Origin of the sequence: Halorubrum sp. T3 (assembly GCF_000296615.1) — an archaeon.
Taxonomy (GTDB): Archaea; Halobacteriota; Halobacteria; order Halobacteriales; family Haloferacaceae; genus Halorubrum; species Halorubrum ruber.
In genome coordinates this window covers 1,111,218-1,130,746 of the sequence record NZ_JH815330.1, presented here as the reverse complement: position 1 = coordinate 1,130,746, position 19,529 = coordinate 1,111,218, and the positions used below count along the sequence as shown (strand labels likewise).

At 69.1% G+C, this 19,529-nt stretch carries 16 protein-coding genes; 11 read left to right on the top strand and 5 right to left on the bottom strand.

The window, feature by feature from the left end:
• Nucleotides 1-329: 329 nt before the first annotated feature.
• Nucleotides 330-692: a DUF5518 domain-containing protein gene (locus B378_RS0114775; RefSeq protein WP_017344541.1), complete on the bottom strand. Its 363-nt coding sequence runs from the start codon at nt 690-692 to the stop codon at nt 330-332.
• 137 nt (nt 693-829) lie between these two features.
• Here B378_RS0114775 and B378_RS0114770 point away from each other — a divergent pair, with 137 nt between their 5' ends.
• Both B378_RS0114770 and B378_RS0114765 read left to right on the top strand, forming a co-directional pair.
• Nucleotides 830-3,280 carry a cation-translocating P-type ATPase gene (locus B378_RS0114770; protein WP_017344540.1) on the top strand — a complete coding sequence of 817 codons (2,451 nt, stop codon included), beginning with the start codon at nt 830-832 and terminating at the stop codon, nt 3,278-3,280.
• Between the two features lie 99 nt (nt 3,281-3,379).
• A complete protein-coding gene (locus tag B378_RS0114765; protein ID WP_017344539.1) occupies nt 3,380-5,533 on the top strand; it encodes a GH32 C-terminal domain-containing protein in 2,154 nt (717 codons plus the stop codon).
• On the opposite strand, the gene B378_RS0114760 is transcribed toward B378_RS0114765, so the two are convergent.
• Both B378_RS0114760 and B378_RS0114755 read right to left on the bottom strand, forming a co-directional pair.
• Nucleotides 5,527-6,897 carry a glycoside hydrolase family 68 protein gene (locus B378_RS0114760; RefSeq protein WP_017344538.1) on the bottom strand — a complete coding sequence of 457 codons (1,371 nt, stop codon included), beginning with the start codon at nt 6,895-6,897 and terminating at the stop codon, nt 5,527-5,529. The two genes, B378_RS0114765 and B378_RS0114760, sit on opposite strands and share 7 nt — an antisense overlap.
• A gap of 108 nt (nt 6,898-7,005) precedes the next feature.
• A complete protein-coding gene (locus B378_RS0114755; RefSeq protein WP_017344537.1) occupies nt 7,006-7,833 on the bottom strand; it encodes a hypothetical protein in 828 nt (275 codons plus the stop codon).
• Nucleotides 7,834-8,060: 227 nt separating this feature from the next.
• Here B378_RS0114755 and B378_RS0114750 point away from each other — a divergent pair, with 227 nt between their 5' ends.
• From B378_RS0114750 to B378_RS0114730, 5 genes are all read left to right on the top strand, one after another.
• Nucleotides 8,061-9,494 (top strand): extracellular solute-binding protein, encoded by a 1,434-nt coding sequence (locus tag B378_RS0114750; RefSeq protein WP_017344536.1) that lies wholly within the window; start codon nt 8,061-8,063, stop codon nt 9,492-9,494.
• A gap of 148 nt (nt 9,495-9,642) precedes the next feature.
• The gene (locus B378_RS0114745; protein WP_049890545.1) at nt 9,643-10,647 is read left to right on the top strand and encodes a carbohydrate ABC transporter permease; all 1,005 of its coding nucleotides are present in this window, start codon (nt 9,643-9,645) and stop codon (nt 10,645-10,647) included.
• Nucleotide 10,648: 1 nt separating this feature from the next.
• A complete protein-coding gene (locus tag B378_RS0114740) occupies nt 10,649-11,626 on the top strand; it encodes a carbohydrate ABC transporter permease (RefSeq protein ID WP_017344534.1) in 978 nt (325 codons plus the stop codon).
• 6 nt (nt 11,627-11,632) lie between these two features.
• Complete coding sequence (locus B378_RS0114735) at nt 11,633-12,814, top strand: ABC transporter ATP-binding protein (RefSeq protein WP_017344533.1); 1,182 nt, start codon at nt 11,633-11,635, stop codon at nt 12,812-12,814.
• Nucleotides 12,815-12,952: 138 nt separating this feature from the next.
• Nucleotides 12,953-13,891 (top strand): carbohydrate kinase, encoded by a 939-nt coding sequence (locus B378_RS0114730; RefSeq protein WP_017344532.1) that lies wholly within the window; start codon nt 12,953-12,955, stop codon nt 13,889-13,891.
• A 38-nt stretch (nt 13,892-13,929) separates the two neighbouring features.
• Here the strand turns inward: B378_RS0114730 and B378_RS15945 are convergent, their stop codons facing one another.
• Entirely contained in the window at nt 13,930-15,033 is a 1,104-nt protein-coding gene (locus tag B378_RS15945) for a TrmB family transcriptional regulator (RefSeq protein WP_017344531.1), read from the bottom strand.
• A 158-nt stretch (nt 15,034-15,191) separates the two neighbouring features.
• On the opposite strand from B378_RS15945, the gene B378_RS0114720 reads away from it, so the two are divergent.
• The 3 genes from B378_RS0114720 (at nt 15,192) to B378_RS17165 (ending at nt 16,903) form a co-directional block, all read left to right on the top strand.
• Nucleotides 15,192-16,184 carry a hypothetical protein gene (locus B378_RS0114720; RefSeq protein ID WP_017344530.1) on the top strand — a complete coding sequence of 331 codons (993 nt, stop codon included), beginning with the start codon at nt 15,192-15,194 and terminating at the stop codon, nt 16,182-16,184.
• A 114-nt stretch (nt 16,185-16,298) separates the two neighbouring features.
• Nucleotides 16,299-16,598: a hypothetical protein gene (locus B378_RS0114715; protein WP_017344529.1), complete on the top strand. Its 300-nt coding sequence runs from the start codon at nt 16,299-16,301 to the stop codon at nt 16,596-16,598.
• A gap of 128 nt (nt 16,599-16,726) precedes the next feature.
• Complete coding sequence (locus B378_RS17165; RefSeq protein ID WP_017344528.1) at nt 16,727-16,903, top strand: hypothetical protein; 177 nt, start codon at nt 16,727-16,729, stop codon at nt 16,901-16,903.
• A 59-nt stretch (nt 16,904-16,962) separates the two neighbouring features.
• On the opposite strand, the gene B378_RS0114705 is transcribed toward B378_RS17165, so the two are convergent.
• Nucleotides 16,963-18,030, bottom strand: a complete 1,068-nt coding sequence (locus B378_RS0114705) for a type II glyceraldehyde-3-phosphate dehydrogenase (RefSeq protein ID WP_017344527.1) — start codon at nt 18,028-18,030, stop codon at nt 16,963-16,965.
• Nucleotides 18,031-18,215: 185 nt separating this feature from the next.
• Here B378_RS0114705 and B378_RS0114700 point away from each other — a divergent pair, with 185 nt between their 5' ends.
• Entirely contained in the window at nt 18,216-19,166 is a 951-nt protein-coding gene (locus tag B378_RS0114700) for an aminopeptidase (protein ID WP_017344526.1), read from the top strand.
• Nucleotides 19,167-19,529: the final 363 nt, after the last annotated feature.

Sequence of the window (19,529 nt, the reverse complement as noted above, 5' to 3'; positions counted from 1 at the left end):
CTCGCTGTCGTTCGAAAGGCGCTTTGCGCCTTTCGTGATGACGAGAGAGCTTCGCTCTCTCGAACCACGCTCCTCGCTCAGTCACTCCGTTCCTTCGCTGCGGTGCTTGCGTCGCCTACGGCCTCCTCGCGGCTGCCCCTTTGAGTCCCGCCCCGCACAGCGACCGCACCTCACGCCTCCCCAGCCTCGTCGCTCGCGCTTAAAAGCGCTCGCGACTCCCTCGCACGCGCTCCTCGCGGCCGTTTAAAAACGACCGCTCGGAGGCGCGCGCCGATGAGGAAACTACCTTTTTTGACCCCCTTAAAACCGACTGTCTCGCAAAAACGTGCTTATTTCCCGACCACGCCGCCGATGGCGCCCGCGAGCGCCGAGTCGACGGCGAACAGAAACGTGAGGAACAGCCCGACCACGAGGACGCCGGCGCCGCCGAGCAGGCTCCCGAGCGGGCCGCCCACGAGACCGACGAGCCCGCCGAACGCGGCGAGCAGCAGCGTGACGACGACCCCGCTCACCGACCCCGCGAGCAGGCCGTGCCAGAAGCCGGAGAGCAGGCCGCCGCCGGCGAGGTAGCCCGCGACGAACCCGCCGACGAGCCCGGCGGCCGCGTGTCCGACGACCGGGACGGCGGTCGCCAACACCCCGGCGATCAGCATCACGACGAACCCATAGCCGACGGCGCGCCAGTCTGTCATGCCCGCGAGTAGCCCACCGACGGGTAAATACTCGCGGATGTTTTAGTATATCTAATCGATATTTTAATAATTACTTATAAAATAACCCGTGAGAATGGCAGTTGGATTAATAATGATGCGGCGGATAGGGTCGGACAATGAGCGACTCACGCGAATCGAACGGCCCCGACGACGGGGCGACGGATCCGCCCGGCGGCGGCGCGACCGACACCCCCGACGGCGCGCGGCTCCGGCTCGCCGTGCCGGACATGGACTGTTCGTCGTGCGCGGGGAAAGTCGAGGGCGCGCTCGACCGCGAGGGCGTCCTCTCGATCGACACCCGCCCGACCACGGGCGTCGTCGTCCTCACGTACGATCCCGACCTGACGGACGTCGAGGCGCTGACGGCCGCCGTCGAGGCCGCCGGCTACGCGGTCGAAGACGCCGACTCCGACGGCGTCGCCGACGACCTGTTCACGAGCCCCCGAGCGATCGCGACCGCGGTCGGCGGCGTCTTCCTCGCGGTCGGACTCGCCTTGGAGTGGCTGCTCCCGGGCCTCGACCCGACGTTCGCGACCGTCGGCGGCGTCGGCTTCCTCGGGCCGTGGGGCGTCACCGGCGCGTCGGTCGCGTTCCTGCTCGCGGTCGCGGTCGCGGCCCCGCCGATCCTGCGGAACGGCTTCTACTCGCTGCGCGGGCTGAGCCTCGACATCGACCTGCTGATGAGCGTCGGCGTCGTCGCCGCGCTGCTCGTCGACCTCCCGTTCGAGGCGGCGACGCTCGCGGTGCTGTTCTCGGTCGCGGAGCTGCTCGAACGGTACTCCATCGACCGGGCGCGCACCTCCCTGCGCGAGCTGATGGAGCTGTCGCCCGACGACGCGGTCGTGATCCGCGACGGGGAAGAGGAGACGGTGCCCGCCGAGAGCGTCGCAACCGGCGAGCGGCTCGCGGTGCGCCCCGGCGAGCGCGTCCCCCTCGACGGGGTCGTGAAGGAGGGCTCCGGCGCGGTCGACGAGTCGCCGATCACCGGCGAGTCCGTCCCCGCAGAGAAGGAGCCCGGCGACGAGGTGTACGCCGGCTCGATCAACGAGGCGGGCTACCTCGAAGTGGAGGCCACCGCGCCCGCCGAGGAGTCGACCATCGCGAGGGTGGTCGAGCTCGTCGAGGCCGCCAACGGCGAGGAGACGCGCGCCGAGCGGTTCGTCGACCGCTTCGCGAGCGTCTACACCCCGATCGTCGTGGTCGGGGCGATCGCCACGGCGACGCTCGGCCCGCTCCTCGTCGGCGGCGGCGCGGAGACGTGGTTCGTCCGCGGGCTCACGCTGCTCGTCGTCGCGTGCCCGTGCGCGTTCGTCATCTCCACCCCCGTCAGCGTCGTCTCCGGCGTGACCGCGGCCGCGCGCAACGGCGTCCTCATCAAGGGCGGCGAACACCTGGAGGCCGCGGGCGACGTCGACGCCGTCGCGCTCGACAAGACGGGGACGCTCACGCGCGGCGAGCTGTCGGTGACCGACGTAGTCCCCCTCGGCGACCGCGAGGCCGACGACGTCCTCGCGTGCGCGACCGCCATCGAGCGCCGGAGCGAACATCCCGTCGCGGCGGCGATCGTCGCGCGCGGGAGCGAGTCCGCGGACGGGACCGGTGGTACCGACGCCGCGAGCGACGACGTCGAGGTCACCGGCTTCGAGGCGCTGACCGGCGAGGGAGTGCGCGCCGACCTCGACGGCGAGACGCACTACGCCGGCAAGCCATCGCTGTTCGAGGAGCTCGGCTTCGATCTGAGCCACGCGCACGTCCGCGCCGACGGCGGGTCCGCGCTGGCGGATCGAGACGGCGCCGAGGGAGCCGACGCCCCCGCGGAGCCCGAGTCCTGCGATCACGGCCAGTTCCTCGACTTGGCGAGCGAGACGATCCCGCGGCTCCAGGCCGAGGGGAAGACGGTCGTGCTCGTGGGGACGGAGACTGAGCTCGAGGGCGTCATCGCGGTCGCGGACACCGTCCGCCCGGAGGCGGCGTGGGTCGTTGACCGGCTCCACGAGCTCGGGATCGACCGCGTCGCGATGCTCACCGGCGACAACGAGCGGACCGCCCGGGCGATCGGCGAGCGCGTCGGCGTCGACGAGGTGCGCGCGGAGTTGCTCCCCGAGGAGAAGGTCGACGCGGTGCGCGAGCTCGGCGCCGAGGCCGACGGCGTGGCGATGGTCGGCGACGGGATCAACGACGCGCCGGCGCTTGCGGCCGCGGACGTCGGGATCGCGATGGGTGCCGCCGGCGCCGACACCGCCATCGAGACCGCGGACGTGGCGCTGATGGCCGACGACCTGACGCGGCTCCCGTACGTGGTCGATCTCTCCTCGCGCGCGAGTTCGACGATCCGGACGAACATCGGCGCCTCGCTCGCCGTGAAGGCGCTGCTCGCCGCGGGCGCCCCGCTCGGCTACGTGAGCGTCGCGATGGCCGTGGTCGTCGGCGACATGGGGATGAGCCTCGGCGTCACCGGCAACGCGCTCCGGCTCGGTAACGTCGAACCCGCCGAGCCCCCGACCGCAGACGCGGAGGCCGCAGAGTCGTACGCGGAGGCCGCCGAATCGAACGCAGAGGGGGCGTAGGGTCGGGCGACGACGGTCTCGCCGCGGGCGATCGGCGCCACCGCGTCGGCGTTGACCGGAGACGATACGACTTTTACTCGGGAGCAAGTTATCTTTGCTATGATTGGCCGCGAGACACGAGTCGGGTTCGTCTGTGACGGCGCGCCGTCGGACGAACAGCGGGCAGCGCTGTCGTGGCTGGAGGCACGGTCGGTCGAAATCGTGCGGGTCTCCCCCGCCGAAGTCGGAGAAGTTACCGACGAGTGCGACGTGCTGTGGTGGCACCGCGACGCGCCGATCGAAGAGAGTCTCCTCTCTGAGGGTACCGGGGACGCCTTCGACGCCTTTCTCGCAGATGGCGGCGGGCTACTGCTCACGCTTCGAGCGATGGCCGTCGTCGACGACATCGGGATCGATCCGGTGGCGCCGGACGCGGTCGGGACCGAGAGCGTCACCGAACCCACCGGCGTGCTCTGGCGGACGCTCTACGACGACCACCCGGCAGTAACGGCGTTCGATTCGGTTCGGATCCCGACCTGCGATCGAGGGGCAGTCCCGACGGCTCACTACGAGCGCGCGGTGCCTTCGAACGGCGAAGTGCTCGCGTCGACCGTCCGCGGTGACCGGGACGTCCCGAACGAGATGACCGTGGTCTCGTGGGACCGCGGCGGCGGCGTCATGGGCGTCGGAGCGCCGGTGGCGTTCGACGAGCCCGCGGCCGAGCCGATCGCCGACGCGCGCTCGGAGCTGGTCGCCGGCTGTCTGTCGGCGGTCGACGGCGGCGGTGACCAGCCCGGCCGTCCGAAGACGGCCGACGAGCTGACGGCGATGCGAGAGGCGTTCGCCGACGACCCGGGCCGACCGCGCTATCACTTCACCCCGCCGGCGAACTGGCTGAACGATCCGAACGGGCTGATCCGGTTGGACGGGCGGTACCACCTCTTTTACCAGTACAACCCCGCAGGGCCGTTTCACAACGCGATCCACTGGGGCCACGCCGTCAGCGACGACCTCCTTCACTGGACCGACGAGCCGATCGCGCTCTCGCCGTCTCCGGACGGCCCCGACCGCGACGGCTGCTGGTCGGGATGTGCGGTCGACGACGACGGGACGCCGACGATCCTCTACACGGGCGGGGACGGCCGCTGGCAGCTCCCGTGTCTCGCCACGAGCGGGGAGCCGGACCTCCGCGAGTGGAACAAGGACCCGGGGAATCCTGTGATCGAGGAGCCGCCGTCCGATCTCGACCTCCTGTCGACGGAGGACTGGGAGATCGAGTTCCGCGACCACGCGGTCTGGCGGGACGGCGAGACGTGGTACCAGCTCATCGGTAGCGGCATCTCCGACCGAGGCGGGACGGCCCTCCTGTACGCGTCCTCGGACCTCCGCGAGTGGGAGTACGAGGGGCCGCTGCTGACGGGAGACGACGGACACGGCGCCGTCTGGGAGTGTCCGGAGCTGTTGGACCTCGGCGAGCGGTCGCTCCTCCACGTCTCCAACTACGAGGATGTCGTGTACTTCCTCGGAGAGATCGACGACGGCGAGTTCGACGTCGCTCACCGGGGCGTGCTCGACCCCGGCGACTTCTACGCGCCGCAGTCGCTCCGAGACGGCGACCGCTACCTGACCTGGGGGTGGCTCCCGGAGACGCGGGAGACGAGCGCCCAGTGGGACGCCGGGTGGTCCGGAGCCCTGTCGCTCCCGCGGGTGCTGTCGCTCGGCGACGACGGACGACTCCGGCAGCGACCCGCCGCCGAGGTGGATCGGCTCCGCCAGCGCCGACTGTCGACCGCGGTCCCGGACGTCCTCGACGAGCGCCGCCACGCGCTCGACGCGGACGGCCGGACGCTGGAGGTCGATTTGGAGGTGTCGCTGGCGGACGCCTCGGCGTTCGAACTCTCGGTGTTCGAATCGACCGACCGAGACGAGCGGACGGCGATCCGCTACACGCGCGAGGGCGAACTGATCGTCGACCGCTCGGAGTCGAGCCGCGATGGGGTCGGCGCGGCCGACACCCAGCGGCTGTCCGTGCCGCCGTACGACGAGCCCCTGTCGCTCCGGGCGTTCCTCGACGGCTCGGTGATCGAGCTGTTCGCCAACGGGCGGCACTGCCTGACCAGCCGGGTGTATCCCGCCGAGAACAGTACCGGGCTATCGGTGAACGCCGAAGACGGGCGAGCGACGGTCGCCGAGTTCGACGTCTGGGAGCTCGAATCCGCGATCACGCCCGTGACGGGCTCGCCCGCCGCGGCGCCCGGCACAGAGTCTCAGTAGTTGCTCCTTAGGTACCCGACGGTCCGGTGGCGATCCATCCGGGCGTCCACCCGATCGACGTAGCCGTCGTCCGAGCCTACCTCGTCCGGCGGTCGATACTCGTCGGTGTCCGGGAGCTCCTCTTCCGAGGTGGGGATGTGCCAGTGCGCGAGCGTGCCGTGGATGCGCGTCCGATCGCCGTCGACGTCGAGCCGAAGCGTCGGGCTCAGCGTCCCGCCGAACCGGCGTCGCTGCTCGGCCTCCGAGAGGTCCGCGATGCCGTCGAGCGAGTCGCCGGCGAACTCGCGGTAGTTGTAGAAGCTCTGAACGAGTATCTCGTCCCGGTAGGGAAACGCCATCCAAGAGTACGCCTGGAAGGGGACGCTCGCTGGGTTGGTCACGACTAACCCGGACCCGTTCAGCGGCTCGTACTCCCCCCGGAGCGAGTCGGCGACGAACCCGTAGAGGCCGTCGAAACCGTGGAGACCGGGCGAAAAGGTGTGCATGTGGCTCGAAAAGAAGAGGTAGTACCGGCCGTCGCGGGGGACGACGTGGGGGCGTTCGAGCTCCTGATTGACGCAGACGCCGTCGAGAAGCGGCGGTTCGAGCTCCCAGTCGAGCGGGTCGCCGCTCGGGGACGCGGCGACGCCGACGCTCCCGTTGAACTCCGTCTGCGCCTCGTCGCCGTCGCACCGGTCGCTGTCGACGGGGACCGGCGTGTTCGCCTCGAACAGGAGGTTCGTCTCGCCCGTCTCCGGATCCTCGAAGAACCAGGGGTCGCGGAACGTGTAGATCATCCCCCGAGACTGGTCCTCGTTCTCGTACCACTCCCCGTCCGGTTCGAGGATGGTCTCGTGGCGCCAAGGCCCCTCGCTCCACACGCCGTCCTCGTCGGCCTCGAAACGGCCGCCGTGGCCGACCGCGATGCGCTGCGTGTAGTTCAGGTCGTCAGCCGACTCGTCCCCGGCGGCTGTGTAGTACAGGTACAGCTCGCCGTCGTCGTACAGCGCGGAGCCGGCCCACTGGCGCTGGCCGAGCGCGTCGGCCTCGAACACGCGATCGCCGCCGTGCCACTCGGTGCCGTTCCGGGAGTAGAAGAACCGGATCTCCGCGACGTCGTGGCGCTTTCCGGGGAGTAGTTCCTCGGGGGCGGTCAGTGAGAAGAGCACCCGCCAGCCGTCGATCTCGGCGATCTCTCCGTGTCGATCCCGGAGCAGCCACGTGTCCCAGATGTGGAGGTCGGCGGCTGGGTCCTCGGGCGGCGGCTCGATGACCGGGGCGACGGTTTCGGGCGTGCGTTCGATCCCGTCGGCCTGCGATCTCGTCCACTGCGGCGGGGACCAGCCCTCAGTGCTCCGTCGGCTGTCGGGGTTTCTCTCGCTCATGTTCAGTTACACTCCCTTCTGTAGTAAATTCACTTATTGTTCCCGGTCCGAACTGTGCGGTCCACACGTCGGCCTCTCCGCCGTGTGCGGCGCGGCGCCGGCTCGGTATCAGTCGAACGTGAACAGCCGGGCCTCGCAGTCCGGACAGACGAGCGTCTCGGACGGTTCGTCGCCGGCACCAGTGTGGCCGCCGCAACACGACATGTCCGTGCCCCGTTCCAAGGCGGCCCCGCAGTCCGGACACGAGTCGAGGAACAATCGGTTCGTCTGCGCCGCCGCCAGCCGGGTCTCGTCGTCGTCGAGGTGCGACTCGGTCGCCCGGTAGCCGGCGATCTCGGCGATCGCTACCGGACGGCTGAGCCAGGTCTCGTCCGTCACGCCGCCGTCCTCGGGACCGAGCGCGATCCACTCGTCGTCGATCGTCCGCGCCTCGGCCGCCGGGGAGATCGCGAGCGCGGCGCGGGCGAGTTCCTCCGTGGTGTCGTCGCGCAGTCGGTCCATCTCCGCGTGCCACCGCTCGTCGAACGCCGCGGTGGGAGCGACGGTGTCGTCGCCGACTTCGAGGACACCGGTCTCGACGAGCCGATCGAGCAGGGCCTCGGGGTCGGCAGGCCCGTCTTCGGCCCCCAGCGATCCGCCCCCGTTCGGTGGCTCCTCTTGGCCCCGGGGCGCCTCGTCGAAGAGGGCCGCTCCGCCCGGGACGGCGGCGACCAACGGCGGGGCGAACCGCGGGGTGCCCGGAATCAGATACCCTCGAAGCCAGACCAGCGCCAGGCCGCCGACCGCGGCGGCGACGCCGACCGTCGGCGTGACGACGGCTCCCAGCGCCGTGCCGGCGGCACCGACGAGGGCGACGTTGACGACCGTACACGGCCAACAGCGGTTCTCACCGGTGTGGTCCGACCGCCGGAGTCCGGAGACGAACGACGATCCCATCCCGACCAGATACCCGCCACCGGGGCATCAACGTTCCGCCGCCATCGACTCGGACCGACTACATCGACATCCATCGGACCCACCGCTGGGACGACGACACGCCCGTCGAGGAGACGTGCCTCGGTCCGAGCCGCCCCGGCGTCGGCACCTCCTCCGGGAACTGATTTTTACAACGGCCGTTGTAATCCACAGTAACTATATTAATGATTATTCCTTATGGCCACGTGATGTCAGAAGATAGCACACGAAACGGCGTCTCGCGGCGACAGTACCTCGCGGCGACGGGCGCGGTGGGAGCGGCCGGCCTCGCGGGCTGTTCCGGCGGTGGAGACGGTGGGGACGGCGGAACCACGGCGGGCTCGTCGGGGGACGGCGAGATCGGCGGCACGGTCACGGTCTTCTCGGGACCGCAGTTCGTGGACGCCGGCTTCCCCGAGGTGCTCCACGAGGCGGGCGTGCCGGACTCGATCACGATCGAGATGACCCGGCCGCCACAGGACACGGGCAGCAAGCAACAGCAGCTCCGGACCGCGATCAACGCGGAGGAGTCCGACCCCGACCTGGTGTTGACGGACAACGGGTGGACCCTCCCGTTCATCGTCCGCGGCGACCTGGTCAACCTCGAAGAGGAGATGGACGACGAGTTCATCTCCCGGGTCAGAGAGGAGGGCGTCCAGTCGATGATCAACACGGGGACTCACCCCGAGACGGGTGACCTGTACTCGGTTCCCGTGTTCCCCGACTTCCCGACCATCACGTATCGGAAAGACCTGCTTCGGAACGCGGGCTACGGCGAATCGGACTTCAACACGTGGCGCGGGGACCCGCCGACGTGGGGGGAGTTCTCCCAGATCGTCTCGGAGGCCATGGACGGCGCCGACGTCGATTACGGCCACCTCTGGCAGGGGAACAACTACGCCGGGCTGGCGTGCTGTACGTTCAACGAGTACCTCACGAGCATGGGCGGCGCCTTTTTCGGCGGTCAGGACAACCTCTTCGGGCCGATCGGTGACCGTCCGGTCACCCTCGACACGGAGGAGTCCATCGACGGGATCGAGGCCGCGGTCGACACCATCCACGGTACGGGCAGCGCCCCGATGGACATCGAGGGCGTCTCGCCGCAGGAGGTGGCCGGCTGGTCCGAACCGGACACGAAGAGCCTCTTCGAGGACGGCAGCGCGGTCACCCAGCGCAACTGGACCTACTCCATCGGCGGGGCCCTGACCGCCTTCGAGGAGACGGACATGGAGCTCGGCGTGATGCCGCTTCCGCAGGGACCGAACGGGTCCTGGCACGCGCAGGGCGGCTGGATCATGTCGATGAACCCCTACACCGACAACATGGCGTCGGCGAAGGAAGTGATCAAGGCGTGGTGGGAGGACTCCGTCCTCGAGTACCAGTTCGACACGGCCAACTTCATGCCGCCGAAGCCGGAGCTGTACAGCTACGTCGAGCAGAGCGACACGTACGGCCCGTACTTCGAGGCGCTCCAGTACTCGGCGGAGAACCTCATCCCGCGGCCGACGACGTCGGTGTGGCCGAATCAGCGTAGCATCGTCGCAACCGAGGTCAACGCGGCGCTCCGCCAGGAGAAGAGCCCGCAAGAGGCGGCGTCGGCGATGCAAGAACAGATCTCCGCCGTCGAAGAGCAGTCCGGATAACTGGAGCGGGGTCGGCCCCGGGTCGAGGGGACTCAGGGGCCGAACACACATGTAAAATAGACAATAATGATAAATATTCGCACGAGAAACACGCGGGCGATGCTCGTACCACAACGGCGGGCAATGGCACAGGGAGGTGTTAGTCGGGATGGCAGTTGAACAGGGCAGATCGGAGGTGGCAGAGGGATCTGGCGGGGTCCTAACGCGACTCGGGACGTGGACGGAGAATCTGAGCGAGCAGGCGTACGCGTACCTGCTCTTGACCCCGGCGTTCGTGGTCCTGCTGTTGTTCGCGTTCTGGCCGCTGGCGTCGGCGATCAGGATGTCGTTTTTCGCCGACGTGATCACCGGCGGGAGCCTGGGGGAGTTCGTCGGGGTCCAGAACTACGTCCAGCTGCTCACCAACAACAACGCGCTGGCGCCGGCGGCGTTCGTCGACCCCTCGTTCGAGACGCCGATCTTAGAACAGGCGCTGTTCATGACGATCCTGTTCGCCGTGTTGAGCGTCACGGGCGAGACGCTGCTCGGGTTCCTCTACGCCATGCTGATGAAAGCCGAGTACAAGGGGCGGCGGCTCGTTCGCCTGCTCATCATCCTGCCGTGGGCGATCCCGATCGTCATTCAGGGGATGATCTTCTTCCTGCTGTTCCGCCCCGGCTACGGGCTGTTGACCGAGCCGCTTCAGCAGCTCGGGATCTTCTCCAGTCTCCCTCTCAACACGACCTTCGACAGCTTCGTCATCGTGACGGTGGCGGACATCTGGAAGACGTCGGCGTTCATGGCCCTGCTGATCTTGGCGGGGCTAGAGAGCGTCAACCAGGACCTCTACGAGGTGGCCGACGTGATGGGCGCCTCCCGGTGGCAGCGGTTCCGCTACATCACGTTCCCGCTGGTGTTCCCGGTGTTGATGGTCGCGATGCTGTTCCGGACGATGGGCGCGCTCCGGGTGTACGGCATCATCGAGTCGACTACCGTCGGCTGTTCGACCGTCCCGTCGATGACCTGCCTGGTCACGCAGATGATGTTCGGGTCGTCGACGCTGTACGGCTCGGCGGCCGCCGTGAGCGTGCTGATCGCCATCGTGGTGGGGCTGTTCATCATGGTGTACCTCCTGTTCATCAAACAGAGCAACCAGAGCCTGGGGTTAGCCTGACATGAGCATCGACGCACGCGACCACGAGGACGCGGAAGTGTTCGACGGATCGGGCGACGACGCCGACGACGAGGGGGACAACAAGTCCCGCGTCGCGCGGTGGGCGGACGACTGGATCAAAAACCCCGAGAAGGCGTACGCCGTCATGTTGGTGTTCCTCGGCGGGGTGCTGTTGACCACGTCGCTGTTCCCGCTGTACTGGCTGTTCAACGTCGCGATGGCGCCGCCCGGACAGACGGACATTCCGCTGTTCCCGGCGACGATCGATCTTTCGGCGTTCGTTCAGGTGTTCCAGCAGGTCCCGTTCGCGCGGTTCATGTTCAACAGCCTCTTCTACGCGTTCACGGTAACTGTGTTCGTGCTCCTCGTCGGGAGCCTCGCCGGGTACGCGTTCGGCCGCCTGGAGTTCCGGGGGAAGACGCCGCTTCTGTTCTCGCTTCTGGTGCTCAGCTTCTTCCCGCCGGCGACGCTTTTCATCCCGCTGTTTCGGGCGTTCAACCAGCAGGTTCCGATGCTGGGGCTGTTCACGCTCCCGGTGGAGCTGTACGGGACGCCGGGCGCGGTCGTCACGCCGCTCAGCGCGTTCACGATGCCGCTGGCGATCTTCATCCTGACCACGTTCTACGGGCAGATCCCGGACGGACTCGAGGAGGCCGCCAGAGTCGAGGGGACGACGCGCATCGGCGCGCTGTTCCGCGTGATCATGCCGCTTTCGGCGCCGGGCGTCGCGACCGCCGGCATTCTCACCTTCATCACCGTCTACACCGAGTTCTTCTTCTCGTACCTGATGACCGGCAACAGCGCCGCGGAGTGGGCGCCGGTGGTCGACGGCGTCCTCGCGTTCCAGACGCAGTACACCGTCCGGTACGACCTCCAGGCGGCGGCGAGCCTGATCGCGATCGTCCCGGTCGCGATCCTCGTCGTCGTCGCACAGGACAAGATCATCAGCGGCCTCACGCAGGGAGCCCTCAAGGAGTGACTCCACATGGCACGAGTTAAACTCACAGACGTCACGAAACAGTACGACGACGTAACGGCGGTCGACAACATGAACCTCGACCTGAAGGACGGGGAGTTCATCTGCCTCGTCGGACCGTCGGGCTGCGGGAAATCCACGACGCTCGAAACCGTCGCGGGCCTCACCAAGCCCACGTCGGGGGAGATCCTGATCGGCGACCGCGAGGTGACGAACCTCCCGCCGAAGGACCGCGGCATCGCGATGGTGTTCCAGAACATCGCGCTGTTCCCGCACATGGACGTGTACGACAACATCTCCTTCGGGCTCCGCCTGCGGGACTTCCCCAAAGAGGAGATGGACGAGCGGGTCGACGAGGCCGCGCGGGTCGTTCGGCTCCAAGGGATGTTAGACCGGATGCCGAGCGAGATGTCCGGCGGCCAGCGCCAGCGCGTCGCGATCGCGCGGGCCATCGTCCGCGACCCGGACGTGTTCCTGATGGACGAGCCGCTGGCGAACTTGGACGCCAAGCTGCGCGTCAACATGCGGACCGAGCTCCAGCGGCTCCATAAGCAGCTGGACACGACGATCATCTACGTCACGCACAACCAGGCGGAGGCGATGACGATGTCCGACCGGATCGCGGTGCTCAACAAGGGGGAGCTTCAGCAGATCGCCGCGCCGCTGACCTGCTACAACCAGCCCGCAAACCGGTTCGTCGCCGGCTTCATCGGCTCGCCCTCGATGAACTTCTTCGACGCGACCGCCGGCGACGGCTCGCTCGACGCGAACGGCTACTCCATCGCCTTCGACACCGCGGCGGTCGACGGCTTAGGGGCCGACGACCCGGTGGAGGTCGGTATCCGCCCGGAGGACATCTACCTCGAGGGCAACAGCGGCGAGGCCGAGGACCCGAGCCGCACGTTCTCGGTCGAGACCGACGTGCTCGAACCGATGGGCGACGAGATCTTCGTCTACCTGAAGCCGATCCTCGAATCGTTCGACGAGGAAGACGCCGACTTCGAGGAGCGCCAGGGGCTGTTGATGAGCGTGGACCCCGCGACCGACATCGGCGAGGAGGAGCACGTCGAGATCGTCTTCGACCGCGCTCGGATCCACCTGTTCGACGACCAGACCGGCGACGCGATCTCGCACGGCGTCGTCTCCGACGCGGACGTCGAAGCCGGCGACGAGGGCGTTCAGGCCGACTGAACCGCTCACCTCTGCGGCACGGTTCCGAGCCGGTACGCGACCGCCCGGTCGGGCCGGAACGCACCGCCCGCCGGGTCGGTCGCGCCCTCGTCCGAATTTTTATTGTTTTCATACTCCTGACTCCGAGCATGGTGGCGCATGACGCGTGAGGCCCTTGTCGCCGGCGAGACCCTGATCGATTTTATTCCCGACCGCCCCGGACCGCTCGCGGACGTGGAGTCGTTCTCCAAGCGAGCGGGCGGCGCGCCGGCCAACGTGGCGGTCGGGCTGGCGCGCCTCGACCGGACGCCGTGGTTCTGTACCGCGCTCGCCGACGACCCGTTCGGCTCGCATCTCGCGCGGGTGCTCGACCGCGAGGGCGTTCCGGACGACTTCGTCACGGAGGTTCCGGACAGCCGGACGGCGCTGGCGTTCGTCTCGCACAGCGAGGACGCCGACCGCGAGTTCACCTTCTACCGCTCGGACACGGCGGACAGGCGCCTCGACACGAGCGTCGTCGGCGACGACGTCCTCGATTCGGTCGAGGTCGTCGTCGTGGGAGGGGTCACGCTGACCGTCGAGCCAGCGCGATCGGCGACGTTCGACCTCGTCGAGCGGGCCCGTGACCGAGACTGCTGCGTCTTCTTCGATCCGAACGTCCGCCCCGAGCTGTGGGAGACGGATCCGGGGCCCACGATAGAGCGGATGCTCTCCGAGACGGACGTCCTCAAAGTCACCCGCGAGGACCTCGAGGGCGCCGGTCTCCCGACGACGACCGCGGAGGTTCTCGCCGCCGGACCGGACGCGGTTTTCCTGACCGAAGGCAGTTCCGGCGCGCGGCTGGTCACCGACGAGGGCTCGCGGTGGGCCGCCGGCGAGTGGCACCACCCCGGATACGAGATCGAGGAGGTCGTCGACACGACCGGCGCCGGCGACGCCTTCTCCGCCGGAGCGATCGCGGGACTCGTCGACGGCGACGACCCGGACGGTATCCTCGGGTTCGCCAACGCCGTCGCCGCCGCGTCGACGAAGCGCCGCGGTGCGATGGCCGCACTTCCCGACCGGGAGGCCGTCGAGGAGCTTCGCGACGGGCTGTGACCCGTTCTACGTGGCCCCGGAGACGCTGCCGTCCGCGATCACTCGGCCGGTTCCGTCCCCGCCCGTAGCGACGGGTACTCGTCGGTGTCCGCAATGTCGGTGATGACGATCCGAGTCGCCTCGACGTCCTCGACCACGGCGTTCCAGCCGCCGACGCTGATCCGGTTGGTGCCGGTGTCGACGACCATCAGTACCTGTCCGGCGACCTGCGTGTCCGACTCCCTGTCGCCCACGTGTGACCGGACTTCCTCGACGGTCCCCGCGATCGTCCGCGGTTCGCCGGTGGAGACGTCGGTCCCCTCAACGCGGACGGTCACCGTCGCCTCGGACTCGAAGAGCGGCCGCGCTTCGCGTACTAACTGACGGATGTCGACGTACTCGATCGGCAGCGTGTCCTGTCCCTCCGAGTGTATCGGCGTCCCGTGTTCCCAGAGGCACGTCATGAAGAACCAGTGGAAGACGAAGGTGTACTCCTCGTCGTTGACGAGGACGCCGGTCTGGTTGACCGCGTCCGGATGGTGTGAGAAGCAGGCGCTCTGTCGGTCGACCGACGCGACGAACGGCGCCGGGAGCCCGCGGTATCGCGCCTCCCGACAGATCCCGGCTATCGAGTCGACCGTCGGCCTGTCTTCGCTCGACTCTGTGTTAACGAGAATGTACACGGCGACGCCGCGCTCGTGAGCCCGCTTGAGGGGGTCGCGAAGCATCTCCAGTTGCTCGGCCGTCACGGAGACGTACACGCGGGTTTCCGCCTGTTCGATGAACAGCCGCGCGCGGTCGATAACCGTCTGGAACTGCTTCACGATGCTGGCGGTGGACTTTTCGAGCGGGGGCTGTTCCCACCGGTCCTCTATTTCGGCGGTCGCCGATTCCAACTGATCGATCCTGTTTTCGAGGTCCTCGAGCACCTTCCCGGGGCTGTGTGCCCGCACTTTGATCGTCCCCTGCTCGTATTTCTCGACGTATCCGCGCTCGGCCAAGGCGTCGATCACGTCGTACACGCGCGGCGTCGGGATGTCGCTCTCGTTGGCGATCTCGGTCGCGGTCGCGGTCCGTAGATCGAGGAGCGCGACGTACACCGCCGCTTGGTACGGTGACAGGCCGGCGTTTTCGAGCGTCTCCGTCAGGGAGTCCGCATCCATACCTCCCCTCTACGCGGGTAGCGAATAAGTATCATCCTCCCCGAAGCGACCGGGAGAGCGAGTGGCGCGCACCGCGAACGACCGTCGGGACCCGGGACGCGTCACGTCGCACCGCGCTCGGCCTCACTCTTTTGCCATCCCGGAACGACTCGGCGCGTATGCCCTCCGAGAGCCGAGAGCCCGCCGCCGCCGACGCCGTCGACGCCGCCGATGGCGTCTCGACGGCCGACGACGGCCGCGGCGTGGCCGAGGGGTCCGAAACTCCCCGCGATTCCGAGGCGACCGCCGAACGCGACCCGATCGAGTGGGGGCCGGTCCGTCACGACCGCCTCCGCTCGCTCGCGGCCGGCGCGACGGTCGGGATCGTCGGCACGGTCCTCGTCTCGATCGGCGCCGTCGCGGTCGCCGCGCTCGCGGGCGCCGCCGCCGGCGAACTCGCGCTCCCGAGCGTCGGCCTTACCGAGGCCGCGGTCGGCGTCGGGTTCCTGTTCGCGCTCGCGGTCGCCACCCTCCCCTCGCTGTACGTCTGGTACCGCGAGACCTCGGTCGGCGAGCTGACCGGCTCCCGGCTCCGGGAGGCCGCGGGCGCGCTCAGTCCGGGGTGGACGCTCGCCGGGTTCGGCGCCGTCGTCGCCGCGGCGCTGGCGGCGCCGTCCGACTTCCTCCCCGCCCTCTGGCCGCTGTTCTGGCTCGTCTGGTTCGTGCCGGCCGTCGTCCAGTCGTCGGGCGTGGTCGTCCGACTGGATTCGGTCGAGTCGACGGTCGAGCGGACGTATCCGAGCCACGATCGGGCCCGGAGCGACGACCTCGGGGCGGTGGTCCGGACGCGGCGGGTCGACCTCCGATGGACGACGCTGTTCCTGCTCGCGTACCGTGGGAACGCGTGGTTCCGGTCGACGCCGTGGCTGTTCGTCCCGGTGGAGCGCGCCAACGCGGTCGAGTCGGCGCTCGACGCGGCACTGGCGGAAAGCGACGGGCCGGACCGCGCGAGCGTTCCGGAACGGCTCACGCTCGCGGCGCTGGGGTCGTTCTCGCTCGTCGTCGGCGTGCTGATGACCGTCGCGGCCGGCGAGGGGGCGGGCGGACTGGCGCTGGCGCTGCTCACGGCACCGTTCTCGCTGCTGTTCCTCGTGCTCGCCGCGCGGCTGTGAGTCGGCTGCGCGCCCGCCGGCAGGTGGCGGAACGTCCGGTCGAAGCTCCTCGGCGTCACCGGACGTGCCACCCCCTACCACGCGACTGATATACTCGCGGCACGTAGCGGGAGCATGGACAGAAAGCGTCTGGAACGCGCACTCGAAGACGAGTTCGGCGGGACCGAGGCCGAGCGGCGCGCGGTCTCGCGGTCGGCCCGCGACCTCGTCGACTCCGGGCGGCCCTCCGAGGACCGCGGCCACGGACTGACCGTGACGGGGGTGATCGGACACTTGGAGGACGCGCCGGACGGCTCCTCGCTCGTCGAGCGGTGGAACTGGTGGATGGGCGCGCTCGACGCCGCCTACGGCGGCTACGACTACTTCACGGTGCGGTTCGTCGAGGACGACGAGGCGACGGGGCTCCGCCGGTAGGGCGGGCGGGGGACGAGGTCCCCGTCCGTCCGCGTTCGGATCGCCCGGCAGCGGTTCGGAGCCGTCTACTTTCACTTTCACTCCGCGGATGGCTCGCTTATAGGGGCTGTCCGGTCGAACGGTGAGGTATGAGCGCAGTCACCGCCGACCGACCGCGGTACGCGACGCCGACGCGGGTGGACGTCACCGACTGTCGAACCGACCGCCTCCCGGACCGGGTCCGGGCGAACCGCGTCGACGGCAGCGAGGTCCACCTCGAACGGCGGGGCGGGCGGACGTTCCTCGTCACGCGCCCGAACGAGTGACCGCCGGCTGCGGGCGGTAGCGAACCGAGAGCAGTCAACGAAGGCGGTCAACGAGGACGTCAGTCGTCGGCCGGCAGTTCCGTCCGGACCAGGTCGCCGTCTCCGAGTCGGCTGTCAAGGCCCACGCCGAGCGTCTCGTTCGTACGCGCGACCGACTCGGCGGCGTCGACGTCGGTCGCCATCGCGCGGACCGCGTCGACGTTCTCGGGGACCACGTCGGCCTCCTGGTGGACGTTCTGGAAGAGGTAGAGGTCCCGACCGGTCACGCTTATCGACTCCTCCCAGACGCAGTTCTCCCAGAGATCGCCGCGCGGGCGCCCCGCGTCGGCGGCGTACTCCTTCAGCGCACCGGCGCCGTCGATGCCGGCGCCCTCGGGGACGAGGAAGATACGGCTCTCGTCGGCGAGCAGGTCGCGGACCGCCGCCGGGTCGGGGTCGGTCGCCAGGGTGACGTTGACGCTGTGGGTGTGCATCCCGGTGACCGGCGCCTTCAGCGCTGCGGTGTCGACGGTCACGTCGGGGAGGATCTCGTTCACGTCCGGGCCGTGGTGGGAGGGGACCGTCGCCGGGTCGGGGACGATGTCGTTTATCGGACCGCGGTCGGTCTCGTTCGGGTCGCCGCCGCGGCGGACGAGCGTGACGCGCGCCTTCTCGACGCCGTAGGTCTCGTCGAGCGGCGCGAGCAGCCGCGAGAGCGCGGTCGTGTTACAGGAGACGACGCGGACGGCGTCAGCGCCGCGCGCCGCCTCGAAGCGGCCGCGGGCGTTGAACGAGGCCTCGGCGACCGCGGCGTCCTCGCCGCCCTGGAAGACCGCCTTCGTGTCGTGCGCCTCGTAGACCGGCGCGTTGCGCTCGCCGACGCCGGAGGGCGCGCAGTCGACAATGACGTCGACGGCGTCGAGCAGGTCGCCGAGCGTCCCCGCCAGTTCGACGCCGGCGGCCGCGAATTCGTCGACGCGGTCCTCGACGGCCGCGTACAGGTCGTAGCCGCGGCGGGCCGCGGCCTCGACGCCGTAGTCCGGCGACGCCTTCGTCACGCCGACGAGCTCCATGTCGGCCTGGGCCGCGACGGCGTCCGCGACCCGCTTGCCGATCGTGCCGTAGCCGTTGACGCCCACGCGTATCATATACCGTCTCTCGCTCGGGGACCGGTATAATCTTTTCGAGGAACCTCAATTGGAATTAACTACCCCACGAGTAATCGATCGGTTAATTCGACGCCGATCGGCACCGGACGTAAATAATTCAATTACAGAATAGAGTAAAATCGTCGATGGCAAGGCCTAACGCCCGGGCGGACGGAGGCGCGGACATGCCAGCCGACCTCTCCGACGCCGCGGCGACCGCGGTCGAACAGTGTCTGAACGTCGCCCCCGACGAGTCGGTCGTCGTGGTCACCGACGACGAGCGCGAGCCGATCGGCGAGGCGCTCTACGCGGCCGCGTGCGCCGTCACCGACGACGCGACGGTCCTGCGGTACCCGCCGGCCGGGCAGCACGGGACGGAGCCGCCGGCGCCGGTCGCGGCCGCGATGCGAGAGGCGGACGTCTTCCTTGCGCCCACGACGAAGAGCCTGAGCCACACCCGCGCCCGCGGCGCGGCCTGCGACGCCGGCGCACGCGGCGCGACGCTCCCAGGGATCACCGAGGACGTGTTCACGACCGGGCTCGACGCCGACTACGCCGCCATCGACGCCGCCTGCGACGACGTGCTCGATCAGGTCGCCGACGCGGACGAGGTCCGGGTCACCGCGCCCGCCGGCACAGACATCACGTTCGGGATCGGCGACCGCGAGTGGCTCGCCGACACCGGGATGGTCCGCGAGCCGGGCGACTTCTCGAACCTCCCCGCAGGCGAGGTGTTCGTCGCGCCCGAGACCGCGACCGGGACCTTCGTCGTCGACGGGACGATGATGCCCCACGGCCTGCTCGACGACGGCCAAGAACTCGCGTTCGAGGTCGAGGACGGGTTCGTGACCGAGATCGGCGACGACGAGATCCGGGCCGACGTGGAGGCGGCCGCCGAGGAGGTCGGCGACGCGGCGTACAACCTCGCGGAACTCGGCATCGGGACCAACGGCGGCGTCGAGGAGCTCGTCGGCTCGGTCCTCTTAGACGAGAAGGCGGGCGGCACCGTCCACATCGCGATCGGCGACAACGCCGGCATCGGCGGCGAGACGGACGCGCCGCTCCACCTCGACGGCATCATCCGAAATCCGACCGTCTACGCCGACGGCGAGCCGATCGACCTGCCGAGCCCGTAAAGCGGCCCAAGGCGGGAATCTAACTTTTCGTTTATAAATGTTCGAGGCGGTGGCGCGTGCCTGCGAGCGGCCGCCCTCGGCAGCCGCGAGTCAGCACGCGCGAGGGAGTCGCGAGCGCTTTTAAGCGCGAGCGACGAGGCTGGGGAGGCGTGAGGTGCGGTTGCGTTCCCGCGAGCGAAGCGAGCGGGAGCACGGAAGTCGCAGCCCGCGCAGCGAACGGAGTGAGCGAGCAGGACCGTCTTCCGGTGGTGCGGGGCGGGACTCAAAGGGGCGGCCGTGCGGCGGGCGCAGGCGACGCAAGCACCGCAGGGAGCGAACGGAGTGAGCGACTGAGGAGCGCAGCGAGCGTGCGCCCGCCTCACG